14 protein-coding genes and 1 tRNA gene are annotated in these 12,290 nt (G+C 38.4%); 13 read left to right on the forward strand and 2 right to left on the reverse strand.

Features of this window, described 5'->3' with window-relative positions; genetic code table 11:
• Positions 1-151: 151 nt before the first annotated feature.
• Together ACKGJN_RS09465 and ACKGJN_RS09470 are read right to left on the reverse strand one after the other, a co-directional pair.
• A tRNA-Ser gene (locus tag ACKGJN_RS09465) sits at positions 152-236 on the reverse strand.
• A gap of 141 nt (positions 237-377) precedes the next feature.
• Positions 378-1,616 (reverse strand): NAD(P)/FAD-dependent oxidoreductase, encoded by a 1,239-nt coding sequence (locus ACKGJN_RS09470; protein WP_409539247.1) that lies wholly within the window; start codon positions 1,614-1,616, stop codon positions 378-380.
• Positions 1,617-1,711: 95 nt separating this feature from the next.
• Here ACKGJN_RS09470 and ACKGJN_RS09475 point away from each other — a divergent pair, with 95 nt between their 5' ends.
• From ACKGJN_RS09475 to ACKGJN_RS09535, 13 genes are all read left to right on the forward strand, one after another.
• Complete coding sequence (locus tag ACKGJN_RS09475; protein WP_409539248.1) at positions 1,712-3,241, forward strand: HAL/PAL/TAL family ammonia-lyase; 1,530 nt, start codon at positions 1,712-1,714, stop codon at positions 3,239-3,241.
• Between the two features lie 349 nt (positions 3,242-3,590).
• Positions 3,591-4,328, forward strand: coding sequence for a 3-oxoacyl-ACP reductase FabG (gene fabG, locus ACKGJN_RS09480; protein ID WP_409539249.1), 738 nt, complete (start codon positions 3,591-3,593; stop codon positions 4,326-4,328).
• 1 nt (position 4,329) lies between these two features.
• Complete coding sequence (locus ACKGJN_RS09485; RefSeq protein WP_409539250.1) at positions 4,330-5,208, forward strand: LpxL/LpxP family acyltransferase; 879 nt, start codon at positions 4,330-4,332, stop codon at positions 5,206-5,208.
• 10 nt (positions 5,209-5,218) lie between these two features.
• Positions 5,219-5,668 (forward strand): hypothetical protein, encoded by a 450-nt coding sequence (locus ACKGJN_RS09490; RefSeq protein WP_409539251.1) that lies wholly within the window; start codon positions 5,219-5,221, stop codon positions 5,666-5,668.
• A gap of 35 nt (positions 5,669-5,703) precedes the next feature.
• Positions 5,704-6,090, forward strand: coding sequence for an acyl-CoA thioesterase (locus tag ACKGJN_RS09495; RefSeq protein WP_409539252.1), 387 nt, complete (start codon positions 5,704-5,706; stop codon positions 6,088-6,090).
• A 19-nt stretch (positions 6,091-6,109) separates the two neighbouring features.
• Positions 6,110-7,258, forward strand: a complete 1,149-nt coding sequence (locus ACKGJN_RS09500; RefSeq protein ID WP_409539253.1) for a beta-ketoacyl synthase N-terminal-like domain-containing protein — start codon at positions 6,110-6,112, stop codon at positions 7,256-7,258.
• The gene (locus ACKGJN_RS09505; protein ID WP_409539254.1) at positions 7,251-7,850 is read left to right on the forward strand and encodes a hypothetical protein; all 600 of its coding nucleotides are present in this window, start codon (positions 7,251-7,253) and stop codon (positions 7,848-7,850) included. The genes ACKGJN_RS09500 and ACKGJN_RS09505 overlap by 8 nt, the downstream gene beginning before the upstream one ends.
• Positions 7,843-8,100: a phosphopantetheine-binding protein gene (locus tag ACKGJN_RS09510; protein WP_409539255.1), complete on the forward strand. Its 258-nt coding sequence runs from the start codon at positions 7,843-7,845 to the stop codon at positions 8,098-8,100. The genes ACKGJN_RS09505 and ACKGJN_RS09510 overlap by 8 nt, the downstream gene beginning before the upstream one ends.
• A gap of 3 nt (positions 8,101-8,103) precedes the next feature.
• Positions 8,104-9,297: a beta-ketoacyl-[acyl-carrier-protein] synthase family protein gene (locus ACKGJN_RS09515; RefSeq protein WP_409539256.1), complete on the forward strand. Its 1,194-nt coding sequence runs from the start codon at positions 8,104-8,106 to the stop codon at positions 9,295-9,297.
• Positions 9,287-10,351, forward strand: coding sequence for a beta-ketoacyl synthase N-terminal-like domain-containing protein (locus ACKGJN_RS09520; RefSeq protein WP_409539257.1), 1,065 nt, complete (start codon positions 9,287-9,289; stop codon positions 10,349-10,351). The genes ACKGJN_RS09515 and ACKGJN_RS09520 overlap by 11 nt, the downstream gene beginning before the upstream one ends.
• Positions 10,348-11,118, forward strand: a complete 771-nt coding sequence (locus ACKGJN_RS09525; RefSeq protein ID WP_409539258.1) for a polysaccharide deacetylase family protein — start codon at positions 10,348-10,350, stop codon at positions 11,116-11,118. Before ACKGJN_RS09520 ends, ACKGJN_RS09525 begins: the two co-directional genes overlap by 4 nt.
• The gene (locus ACKGJN_RS09530; RefSeq protein ID WP_409539259.1) at positions 11,105-11,728 is read left to right on the forward strand and encodes a LolA family protein; all 624 of its coding nucleotides are present in this window, start codon (positions 11,105-11,107) and stop codon (positions 11,726-11,728) included. The genes ACKGJN_RS09525 and ACKGJN_RS09530 overlap by 14 nt, the downstream gene beginning before the upstream one ends.
• 92 nt (positions 11,729-11,820) lie before the next feature.
• The gene (locus ACKGJN_RS09535; RefSeq protein WP_409539260.1) at positions 11,821-12,195 is read left to right on the forward strand and encodes a hydroxymyristoyl-ACP dehydratase; all 375 of its coding nucleotides are present in this window, start codon (positions 11,821-11,823) and stop codon (positions 12,193-12,195) included.
• The last annotated feature ends 95 nt before the right edge of the window (positions 12,196-12,290 follow it).

Below are 12,290 nucleotides of genomic sequence, written 5' to 3' on the forward strand. Positions count from 1 at the left end.
TTCGAACCTGCGGCCTCCTGCTCCCAAAGCAGGCGCGATAACCGGGCTACGCTACACCCCGAGATAACAGCTAAAGCTGTTATTTAAATTTCAATATTTCAAAAATTTCAAATCAACTTGAATTTTGAACCTTAAACCTTGAATTTATCAGCGGAGAGTGTGGGATTCGAACCCACGCGACAATTGCTCGTCGACAGTTTAGCAAACTGCTCCATTAACCACTCTGGCAACTCTCCATTTAAATGAACTCCGCAAGTATTTTGCGGTTGCAAATGTAACTTTTACCTCCATACAATGCAAACCTTTTAAAACTTTTTTCAACTTAAATTAAGCCTGATAAACTAAATCCTTTGACCTCAGATTTTTATCTTTTTCAATCAAAGTTTATTTTCTTCCATTTCAATAAGTTTGGATACATTTTTAACGATGCGTTTATGTTTTTTCACAAATGGATTGGTCTCATCCCAAACATATCCGGCCAAAACAGCGCAAATTTGAGCTTTGATTTCCGGCCGGGGGGAAGGATGAAAAATGATCTTTTGTAGATTCCCGGAATACCATTCCTTTACATAGGTGGAAAACACATCGATCCCCCTTTTTAAATAGGCTACGTAGTCTTTTTCCCAGTCCACTTCTTCATTTCTAAATTGCTTTACAACCAGTTTTGCAGCCAGCAGTCCGGAAGCGGTGGCAAAAGATACTCCGGAAGAAAAAACCGGATCAAGGAATTCTGCACTGTTCCCCGTTAGTACAAAACCATCCCCATACAATTCCGAAACATTTTTGGATATGTTTTCAATTTTTTGAGGTTCAAATAAAAAGGGATATTCATCAAACCTGTTTTTATAGTACTCCAGTTTCTTTAGCATTTGTTTCATCGCTGCAGAATTGTCTTCCGAAAAATTGTCGAACCATTCATTTGGGGCTACAAATCCAAGACTTGAGTTTCCATTGGAAAATGGAAAATACCAAAACCAGACACCAGTGTCCAAAACCTCAAAGGTTATAAGTTCCCCTTCCTTTCCTTTTGGACGCTTGGTTTCAGTAATATGTGTGAAAATTGAGGAATGGGCTGCAATTTTAGGTTTTGCCTCCAAATTTAACTGCCTTGCCAGCACGCGTCCAAATCCACTTGCATCGATTATAAAATTTGCGTGAATTTTAGATACCTCACCTTTAGGATTTTTGATGGTAGTGACCGAGTTGGTTCCTTTAAATTTCACGCTAAGAACTTCAGTTCCAAATAGAATTTCTACTCCTATTCGGGATACTTCATCGGCCAAAACCATATCGAAATCGGCTCTTGGAACCTGCCAGGTCCAGTCCCATCCATTTCCGTATTTCTTGCTAAAATCGAATTCTCCCAACTGATCTCCCTTTATAAAACGGGCACCGAATTTTTTCTGAAACCCTGCTTTTTTAACTGCTCCCAACAAACCGGCTTCTTCGAGATTATCCATGCATTGAGGAATAAGGCTTTCTCCTATGCTGAATCTGGGAAAAACAGCTTTTTCCACTACTATCACATTAATTCCCTGATTATGAAGATATGCGGCAGATACCATCCCTGAAGGACCGGCACCAATAATTAAGACATCTGCAATTTCCTTTTTCATTCCATTTCATTTGCGGGGTAAATATAGTACATTTGTTAAGAGTTTTAACACCACGAATTCAAGATCAATAACCCCAATTCAAGGATTTCAGGCCTATGCTTCACATTAAAGATCCCCTTAATTTTGATATTTTTTTCCAGGTTCTTTTTTTGGAAAATAAAATTAAACTGGATGAAACTGTTATGGACCGTATTTCTGAAAGCTTTGATTTTCTGAAGAAGTTTTCAGAAAACAAGATCATTTATGGGGTGAATACCGGGTTTGGACCCATGGCTCAATATAAAATCAAGGACAAGGACCGCAAGCAATTACAATACAATCTTATTCGAAGCCACGCTTCAGGAATGGGGAAGCCCATGGAGCCGTTATATGTGAAAGCGCTTATGCTTGCCCGCCTTAATACCCTCGCACTTGGAAAATCGGGTATTCATCCTTCTGCAGTTCAAACAATGCAGGAGCTTATCAATAAAAATATTACACCTTTAATTTACGAACACGGTGGGGTAGGAGCCTCGGGAGATCTTGTGCAGCTGGCTCACCTTGCCTTGGTGTTGATTGGGGAAGGGGAAGTTTTTCATAAAGGGATTCACAGGAAAACCGCCGATGTTTTTTCAGAAGAAAACATAACACCCATTCAGGTTGAATTAAGGGAAGGTTTGGCTCTTATGAATGGGACTTCAGCTATGACGGGTATTGGTATTGTAAATATTATTTATGCCAAACGTTTATTAAACTGGTCTATTTTCTGTTCCTCTGCGATCAATGAAATCGTGCGGGCTTATGATGATCACCTTTCATCAGAATTGAATAGTTCCAAGTTGCATATCGGTCAGCAAAAAGTAGCAGCTAAAATGAGGGAACATCTTAAGGACAGCAAACTTACCCGGGACAGGAATGAACATTTATACAGCGGAAACAATTCAGAAAAGGAATATTTTAAGGAAAAAGTTCAGGAATATTATAGTTTGCGCTGTGTGCCGCAAATTTTAGGTCCGGTATACGACACTATAGAAAACGCACAGAATATTTTATTGGAAGAAGTAAATTCTGCCAACGATAACCCAATTATTGATGTAAAGCGAAAGCAGGTTTATCACGGTGGAAATTTTCACGGAGATTACGTTGCCTTGGAGATGGATAAATTAAAACTGGTGATTACAAAACTTAGTATGCTTGCTGAAAGACAGCTGAATTATTTGCTGAATAACAAGCTGAACAACATTTTACCGCCTTTTGTTAATCTTGGCAAACTGGGTCTCAATTTTGGAATGCAGGGTGCTCAATTCAGCGCGGTTTCAACCACCGCCGAAAACCAGATGCTTTCCACCTCGATGTACATTCACAGTATTCCGAATAATAACGATAATCAGGATATTGTGAGTATGGGAACCAATGCTGCCAGTACCACAAAAACGGTGATCGATAATGCCTTTGAAGTGCTTTCAGTAGAAGTGGTAACAATTGTTCAGGCTTTGAGATATCTGGATTTTAACGGGGAATTATCAACCGCCACCAGGGATAAATTGAATATTTTAAAGGAGATCATTCCGGAATTTAAAGAAGATATCCCTTTGTCTCCAATTCTTGAAACTGTGAAGAATTTTATCAAGGAAAATGAGGTTTAGAATTTAAGATTCAAGATTCAAAATTTAAGTGCCACGAGCCAAGATTCGAGAAGAGAAAATAGAATAAAGAGAAGAGACTGAAAAGTTAGAATCAAAAATTTAAGAGCCAGGAGTCAAGACTTTAAAAAACATTCGTGCATTCGTGGCTAAAAAAAGTCCGAATTATGGAAAATAGAAAATAGAAAAAAGAATATAGAAAAGAGACAAGAGAAATAGCGTCTGAAAAAGATGGAAGTTTTTACTAAATCGAGCGGAAATTCTTCTTCTCCCTTTTAGGGAAGTGGAAAAAGGAATTAATCCATAAATAAAAATTCGATTAACGAATCAACCAATTAACCAATCCCGAATTATGAAACAAAAATACGCTTTGGTAACAGGAGCTTCCCGTGGGATTGGAAAGGCAATAGCTATAAAACTGGCTTCCGATTTAAACTATAATATTTTGCTTAACTATAATTCCAATGATGCTGCCGCTTTGGAAACCAAGGTAAATATTCAGGCTGAAGGGGTACATTGTGAATTGTTGAAATTTGATGTTTCCAATCCGGAGCAAACAAAGGAGATCCTGGAAGCATGGGAGCATAACAATCCTGATTCACTCATAGAAGTACTTGTAAACAACGCCGGAATTACAAGGGACGGACTCTTTTTATGGATGAAACCCGAAGACTGGAATGCTGTGATAAACACTTCTTTAGGCGGCTTCTATCACGTTACCCAGCCTTTGCTCAAAAATATGCTCACCCAGCGTTACGGGCGGATCATCAATATAGTATCACTTTCAGGATTGAAGGGAAATGCAGGCCAGGTGAATTATTCGGCGGCAAAAGGGGCTTTGGTAGCCGCTACAAAAGCACTGGCACAGGAAATCGGGAAACGAAAAGTGACGGTAAATGCAGTTGCACCGGGTTTTATAACTTCCGATATGACTTCAGAATTTGATGAAAAGGAACTCAAAAAACAGATTCCGTTAAACCGCTTCGGGGAAGCTGAAGAAGTTGCAGAGCTGGTGGTTTTTCTGGCTTCAAAAAAAGCTTCTTATATTACCGGGGAGGTCATCAATATCAACGGGGGCTTGTATTCATAGTATGGCGAATTGGCAAGGAAAATCCAGAGGATCGGTATTGGGATTAAGGATTTATGTGTTTTTTATAAAGACATTCGGGCTTTACTTTTCTTATTTTGTCTTGCTGTTTGTGGCCGCTTATTTTATAGTTTTTTCTTTTAGCTCAACCAAAAGCACCTTTTATCTTTTTAGGAAGCGGTTGAATTATTCAACATTTCTGGCCGCTTTAAATGTTTATAAAAGCTATTTCACCTTCGGAAAGATTCAGCTTGACAAGTTCGCCATCGCAACCGGATCTAAACACAAATACAGTTTTGAGTTTGACGGGATTGGGAATATTCAGAATCTTTTAAAACAAGGAAAAGGAGGCATCCTGCTCACTGCACACATCGGGAATTTTAATTTGGCAAAGCAATTTTTTGATGATCAAATCAACCCTGCTTCTGTTAATTTAGTTATGTCTGACTTTGAACATCAGCAAATTAAGAATTACCTGGAATCTGTAACCGGAAAGGCCAGTTTAAAAACCATCGTTTTGAAAGATGATCTTTCCCATATTTTTGAAATGCGAAAAGTGCTTGATCGAAACGAATTGCTTGTTTTTGCAGCCGACAGGTATTTAAAAGGTTCTAAAACCTATACCGCTGAGTTTTTAGGGAAAGAAACACAATTTCCGCAAGGCCCATTTAAACTGGCTGTTCGAAATGCTATTCCCGTGTTGTTTGTGCATATTATGAGGGAAAAGAATTTCCATTATCACTTTTATGCACGGCCGGCAACCGGAAACGAAAAAACAGGGAAAGAACTTTTAAAATTGTATCTTGAAAACCTGGAAACGATGGTGAGAAAATATCCTTATCAATGGTATAATTATTACGATTTCTGGAACGATTTTAACTAAACCCCGCTTTATGACAGAAAATCTACTCTTGGGACCTATTGTTAGCCTAAAAAGGATCCTGGAACTTATTCCGCAAAAGCCGCCTTTTGTGATGGTAGACACCTTGTTTGAATATACCAACCTTTCCGGAACAACCGGTTTTGATATCCCTGAGGATAATATTCTGGTAGAAAATTCGATTTTTTCAGAACCCGGATTGATCGAACATATGGCGCAAAGCATGTCCCTGCACAGGGGGTATCACGGATTTTTAGCCGGGCTCACCAAACCTAAAACCGGATTTATAGGTGTTATCAAATCAGTAGAGATATTTGAACTTCCCAAAGCCGGAACCAAATTAAAAACCTATGTTGAAATCCTTCATGAGATCATGAATGTAACTTCAGTTTCCGCAAAAACTGAAAATGAAGAGGGAAAAGTGATTGCAATTTCTGAAATGAAAACAGTTACTGTAGACTAATGTCCCAGCAAGATATCTTAAAAACAAACACGATCATGAAAGTCAGGTTTCATGAATGCGATCCTTTGCAAATCGTGTGGCATGGGAATTACCTGAAATATTTTGAAGAAGGAAGAGAAGATTTTAGCCTGAAACATGGAATTTCTTATTCACACGCAAGAGAACATGGATTTTCCACACCAATAGTTAAATCTGGCTGTGAACATAAATTGCCTTTAGCGTATGGAGATGAATTTATGGTGGAAACAACCTTCGTAAATTCGGCGGCTGCAAAGATCGTCTTTGAATATAAAATTTTCAAATCGGATAAACTCATTTGTACAGGACAAACCGTACAGGTTTTTTTGAATGAAAAAAGAGAGTTATCACTATTAAATCCGCCATTTTTTGCCGATTGGAAAAAGAAAATGGGATTATTGTAGACAAATAGGATTATTGTAAATGAAGAAGATGTACCTGCTTGATGATGCTATTATTTCCCCCCTGGGATTTTCAGTTTCTGAAAATCTTAACGCCATTCGAAAAAAAATTTCCGGGTTGGTATTCCATGAAAATAAGCGTTTAGATTCCGGCGGATTTTATGCCGGTATCATAGAAAATGAAATTTTAAACCAACATTTCTCCAAAATTGGTAATCCTCAAAACTTCACCAAACTCGAGAAAATGATGCTGCTTGCGGTACACGAAATACTTTCCAAAAACCCCGATTTAGATAGAAGTAAAACCTCCCTTATAGTTTCCACTACCAAAGGGAATATAGATCTTCTGCAGGAAAACGATGCCTTTCCAGAAAAAAGGGTTTATCTGACTGAACTCGGCCAGGTCATCAAAGATTTTTTCAGGTTTAAATCGGAACCTATACTTGTTTCCAATGCCTGTGTTTCCGGTGGATTGGCAATTGCAATTGCAAAGCGATTTATTAGTGCAGGGAAATTTGAACAGGCCATAATTGTAGGCGGGGATCTGGTTTCAGATTTTGTGGTTTCCGGATTCCAGTCTTTTCAGGCCTTAAGCGATTATCCGTGCAAACCTTTTTCCAAAAACCGAAACGGCATAAGCCTTGGGGAAGCAGCTTCGGCTATGCTGGTGAGTTCTGAGAAAAGAATTAATACAAACAATATCAGTTTGATAGGGGATGCATCCTCCAACGATGCCAGCCATATTTCCGCACCGTCCAGAACTGCGGAAGGTTTGTATAAGAGCATTCAGAATGCACTGAAAGATGCCAAAATAACTTCAGAAGAAATTCAATATGTTTCTGCACACGGAACGGCTACTATTTTTAATGATGAAATGGAAGCGATCGCTTTGAACCGGGCTGGTTTAGACGCTGTCCCTGTAAACAGTTTTAAAGGATATTATGGGCATACCTTGGGGGCTTCGGCTTTGTTGGAGAGTGTTTTAACCAAACACAGCCTCTTAAACAACGAATTATACCCTTCCCTTAATTTTGATGAAATAGGGGTTTCAAAACCGCTTAATTTGATTGAAAATTTTGAAAGTATTCCGCTTAAATATGCTTTAAAAACCGCTTCGGGATTTGGAGGCTGTAATCTGGCCCTGGTATTTAAAAAGGAAGAAGATGAGTAAAGGCTATAAAATATCCGATTCCTTAAGGATCCGGGATCAAAGGATTTTTCACGGAGAAAAGCAGCTCTTTTTTTCTGAAAAGCCAGGACAGGAATTTTTAAAGGAAGCCTATAAATTTCTTGAAATTGCCTATCCAAAATTCCATAAAATGGATGCCTTATGTAAACTTGGGATTTTGGCTACAGAGATACTGTTCAGAAATAATGAAATTTCAGCCGATACGGCCCTTGTTTTCTCCAATTCAACATCAAGTCTGGAAACAGATAAACAGCACAGAATTTTGATGGAAACTACCGTTTCGCCCGCTGTTTTCGTGTATACCCTACCCAATATTGTTCTGGGTGAGATCAGTATTAGACATAAGCTTCAAAGCGAAAATGCATTTTTTATTTCAAATAGGTTTGATGCAGGGTTACTGAAGGATTATTCTGAAATTTTATTGGATAGCTTAAAGACAAGTGCTGTGGTTTGTGGGTGGATAGAATGGAAAAACGCCGAATATGATGTATTTTTGTGCCTGATTTCAAGGAATGGGGAAGTTCCCTTTTCCGTAGAAAAATTAGAAGAACTATACCATTTTGAAAATGAGTGATTTACGCACGGAATTGAAGCAGAGCATTATTGAACAATTAAATTTGGAGGAATTTGAGGTGGAAGATATTGAAAATGACGATGCCTTGTTTGGAGACGGCTTGGGACTGGATTCCATAGATGCCCTGGAATTGATCGTTTTGCTTGAAAAAGATTACGGAATTAAATTAACAGAACCAGAGCAGGGGAAAGAGATCTTTATTTCCATAGATAAAATGGCAGAATATATAGAAGCGCACCGTACCAAATAATACATGGAGAAAGGAATTGCCATTACCGGAATGGGAATTATTTCCTCCATTGGCAACAATGTGGAAGAAAATTACAGCGCCCTTTGTGCCAAACAACACGGAATTTCTTTTCCTGAAATCCTTAAGACCCGACATACAAATTTACCGGTTGGTGAGATCAAAAACTCAAATGAAGTTCTTGTCAAAAAATTAAAATTACCTGAAAATCATACGTTTACCCGGGCTGCTCTTTTAGCCTGCATTGCAGGAAAAGAAGCAATTTCCCAGGCCGGAATTACTGAAACTGAACTAAATGAAACCGGATTTATATCCGGAAGTAGTGTTGGGGGAATGGACAAAACCGAGGAATATTTTCAGGAATTCGCCGAAAATGCTGAAATAAGAAGGTTTATTAAGGCGCAACATCCTGGCTTCACTACTGGCCGGATTTCCGATTATTTAAAAACTCAGGGATTTGTTACCACGATAAGCACTGCCTGTTCCTCCTCGGCAAATGCTATCATGCTGGGGGCCCGTATGATCAAGGCCGGGAAATTAAAGCGGGTACTGGTAGGAGGAACAGATTGCTTAACAAAATTCACCCTGAACGGTTTTAACTCCCTGATGATCCTTTCTTCTGAAAATTGCAAACCTTTTGATGAATACCGAAATGGTTTAAATTTAGGGGAAGGAGCTGCCTATCTTGTTCTGGAAGCAGATGAATATTTGGCAGGGAAGCAGGTTCTGGGAAGGATTACAGGGTATGGAAATGCTAACGATGCCTTCCATCAAACCGCTTCTTCTGAAACCGGGGAAGGTGCTTTTCTGGCGATGCAAAAAGCACTAAAAAGTGCGGGGATTTCTTCAAATAAAATAGATTACATCAATGCTCACGGAACGGCCACAAATAATAATGACTTTTCAGAGAGCATGGCAATCCAACGGGTTTTTGGGGTAGTAATACCCGAACTTAGCTCTACCAAGGCTTTTACAGGACATACACTGGCTGCTGCAGGGGCGATAGAAGCAGTTTATAGTTTGCTGAGCTTACAAAATAATCAGATATTTCCCAATCTCAATTTTTCTTCTAAAATGGAGAAAACAGGGATTCAACCTGTTTTAGAGCTAACATCCAAAAACCTGAAGTATGTGCTTTCCAATTCCTTTGGTTTTGGCGGGAATTGTACTTCCTTAATTTTTAGCAGGGATGAAAAATAAGCTTTATATCAATGGGATCGCGAGTATTTCAGCCCAGGCGGGAAATGCTGTTTTTTCAGGTTCTATTGCAGAATATCATCAAAATATCATCCCCGCAATCACTCCCGATTATAAAGAATTTATTCCTGCATCTGCATTAAGGAGAATGTCAGGAGCGATAAAAATGGGACTCACGGCGACGAAAATTGCTTTGAAAGATGCAGAAATCTCAATGCCTGGCGCAATTATCACGGGCACAGGTCAGGGATGCCAGCAGGATACAGAAAAATTTCTGGAAACCCTGCTGGAACAGCATGAAGAATTCCTTTCACCAACTGCTTTTATTCAATCTACCCATAACACGGTGGGAGGGCAAATTGCGCTTAACTTGAAGTGTAAAGCCTATAACGTGACCTATACACAAAATTCCGGTTCGTTGGAATCTGCATTTATGGATGCTCAGCTACAGTTTTTGGAACAACCGGAACTGGATACTGTTTTGGTTGGGGGAGTGGATGAGGTTTCAAAAAAAATCACGCCATTTCTATATTTAGACGGGCAATTGAAGCAGGACGAAACCCGCAATCTTGATCTTTTTAAAACCGAATCTCCCGGGACCATCACTTCAGAAGGAGCTCATTTCTTTTCGATTTCATCTACGAAAACTTTAGGAACTTATGCAGAATTGCTTAATGTACTTGTTTTCAATTCACATACTTCTGAAGATGTTTCAGAAAGAATACATAGTTTTCTGAAGGAAAATAGTTTAACAGAAGAAGCAATCGAACTGGTAATTTTTGGAAATAATGGGGATTCCGGGTATGACCATTTTTATGCTGATTTGCAAGCTGGGATTTTCAGAAATAGAACCCAGTTAGGCTATAAACACCTGGTTGGAGATTATAATACCGTTTCCGGATATGCGGTTTGGCTGGCTTGCAACATCCTTAAAAATGGTGTAATTCCAGGGATATTAAAACTCAATTCGGTTCCGGTTAAGACTCCAAAGAATATTTTGATTTATAATCAATACCTTGGTGAAAATCACAGTATTATTTTACTAAGCTCCCGGTGAATTACAAATTGATCAATAACATTGTTGTTTTTCTCTTCTTCTTGGGAGTGCTGCTTGTTTCTTTCAATATTGCTTTTTTTTGGCTGCTTCTGGGATTTGCTGCCGGATATTTGTTGTTTTTGCTAATTGTGTCCACGAATGTTCAATTCAACTTTTTTGTAAAAGCATTTAACAATAACAGGTTTGTTTCAGATAAAAAAATAGCGATCACTTTTGATGATGGTCCTGTTGAAAACACCTTGAGAATTCTGGAGATTTTGGAAAAATATCAGGTAAAGGCAAGTTTTTTCTGTATTGGTAAGAATATTGAAGAAAATCCTGATATATTTAAAAAAATTCTGGAAAATGGTCATTTTGTTGGGAATCATACCTATTCGCATACCCGAAAAATGGGATTTTTGTCCTCCTCCAAAATTTTAGAGGAAATTCGGAGATGTGATGAGATTGCCGAAAAAACAGGTTGGGTGAAACTCAGGACTTTCCGTCCGCCATTCGGTATAATTAATCCGAAAACAAAAAGAGCACTTGAAATTTCGGGTCATAAGGTGATTGGATGGAATGTGCGGTCGTATGATGCAATATTGAGTTCGAAGACATATATTTTAAAAAGAATATTAAAAAAGGTCCGTTTGGGGGATGTAATCCTGCTGCACGATAACAATTCTGCATCGGTAGAAATACTGGAACAGTTGTTGGTATTCCTGCAGGATAACAATTATTCCCCGGTTCGGGTAGATGATTTATTTCAAATAGATGCGTATTATTAAGATCCTTATTTTTTTATTTTCTGTTTCTGTATTTGCACAGCAAACTCCTATTTCAGTTTCAGCAGTTAAAGATTTCAGGGAACATGTGGAGCGACAGGCAGATGAGATTGAAACCATGTCCGGTGATTTCCTTCAGGTGAAATATATACAGATGATGCAGGCTGAAGCGGTAAGTTCCGGAAAGTTGTATTTTAAATCTCCAGATATCCTTAAGTGGGAGTATTATAAACCCTATAATTTTAAGATTCTTTTCAAAGATGCACAGCTTCATATTGACGATGAAGGTGAAAAAAGTGTTACCGATTTGGGATCCAATAAACTTTTTGAAAAACTGTTCAGCCTTATTTCCGGAAGTATGAATGGGAAATTACTGGCCGATACAAAAAACTTCGATTTCACGTACGTTCGGGTAAATAATGATAAAATGGTTGTGCTTATTCCACGGGATCCTTCCCTGCGGCAAATGTTTGCTCAAATAGTTTTAATCTTCAATAGCAAGAACCTGGTGAATTCCGTGAAACTGGTAGAAGATTCCGGGGATTTCACAGAGATTTATTTTAAAAACGTTCAAATCAATCAGCCTATAGATCCTGCAATCTTTAAGGATTGATTCTTTTGGAGTCACAATTATATAAAAATACCTTTCCATTTACCTCCAAAGGTTAATTTTCTGTCTATTTTAGTAGCTAATTAATAATTCAAATGGAAATGCTTCTAAAGGAATTCTATTCGGTAGTACATTCAGAAAAAATAGAAAATGAGTTTGTTACAGAGATCCGAATCAATAAGGATCATGCTATTTACGACGGCCATTTTCCGGGACTTCCGGTTACTCCCGGCGTAATCCTGATGCAACTTTTCAAGGAGGAAGCAGAAAGACAAACCAATAGAAAACTTCAGCTTAAGAAGGCAAGTAATGTTAAATTTATGGCGGTCGTGGATCCAAACACCGATGATCATTTTTTTCTTTATTCTGAAATATTTCAGGAACAGGATGTTGTAAAACTTAAAGGAATCGCTAAGCACAAGGGGAATATTTCATTAAAAATAAGTTCGGAATATAAGATTGTCATTTGATTTTTTAATTGAAAGAAAAGCCTGCTGCCCCAAGCCGAATATAAATAATATCTTTGCATTAAAATCCAGCTGAATTTTGAGCAAATCACCCATAT

Source organism: Gillisia xinjiangensis (assembly GCF_046298265.1).
Classification (GTDB): domain Bacteria; phylum Bacteroidota; class Bacteroidia; order Flavobacteriales; family Flavobacteriaceae; genus Gillisia; species Gillisia xinjiangensis.

Coding starts and splice junctions, on each gene's coding strand:
- ACKGJN_RS09470 (WP_409539247.1), bottom strand. CDS start 1,616: ATGAAAAAGGAAATTGCAGATGTCTTAATTATTGGTGCCGGTCCTTCA.
- ACKGJN_RS09475 (WP_409539248.1), top strand. CDS start 1,712: ATGCTTCACATTAAAGATCCCCTTAATTTTGATATTTTTTTCCAGGTT.
- fabG (WP_409539249.1), top strand. CDS start 3,591: ATGAAACAAAAATACGCTTTGGTAACAGGAGCTTCCCGTGGGATTGGA.
- ACKGJN_RS09485 (WP_409539250.1), top strand. CDS start 4,330: ATGGCGAATTGGCAAGGAAAATCCAGAGGATCGGTATTGGGATTAAGG.
- ACKGJN_RS09490 (WP_409539251.1), top strand. CDS start 5,219: ATGACAGAAAATCTACTCTTGGGACCTATTGTTAGCCTAAAAAGGATC.
- ACKGJN_RS09495 (WP_409539252.1), top strand. CDS start 5,704: ATGAAAGTCAGGTTTCATGAATGCGATCCTTTGCAAATCGTGTGGCAT.
- ACKGJN_RS09500 (WP_409539253.1), top strand. CDS start 6,110: ATGAAGAAGATGTACCTGCTTGATGATGCTATTATTTCCCCCCTGGGA.
- ACKGJN_RS09505 (WP_409539254.1), top strand. CDS start 7,251: ATGAGTAAAGGCTATAAAATATCCGATTCCTTAAGGATCCGGGATCAA.
- ACKGJN_RS09510 (WP_409539255.1), top strand. CDS start 7,843: ATGAGTGATTTACGCACGGAATTGAAGCAGAGCATTATTGAACAATTA.
- ACKGJN_RS09515 (WP_409539256.1), top strand. CDS start 8,104: ATGGAGAAAGGAATTGCCATTACCGGAATGGGAATTATTTCCTCCATT.
- ACKGJN_RS09520 (WP_409539257.1), top strand. CDS start 9,287: ATGAAAAATAAGCTTTATATCAATGGGATCGCGAGTATTTCAGCCCAG.
- ACKGJN_RS09530 (WP_409539259.1), top strand. CDS start 11,105: ATGCGTATTATTAAGATCCTTATTTTTTTATTTTCTGTTTCTGTATTT.
- ACKGJN_RS09535 (WP_409539260.1), top strand. CDS start 11,821: ATGGAAATGCTTCTAAAGGAATTCTATTCGGTAGTACATTCAGAAAAA.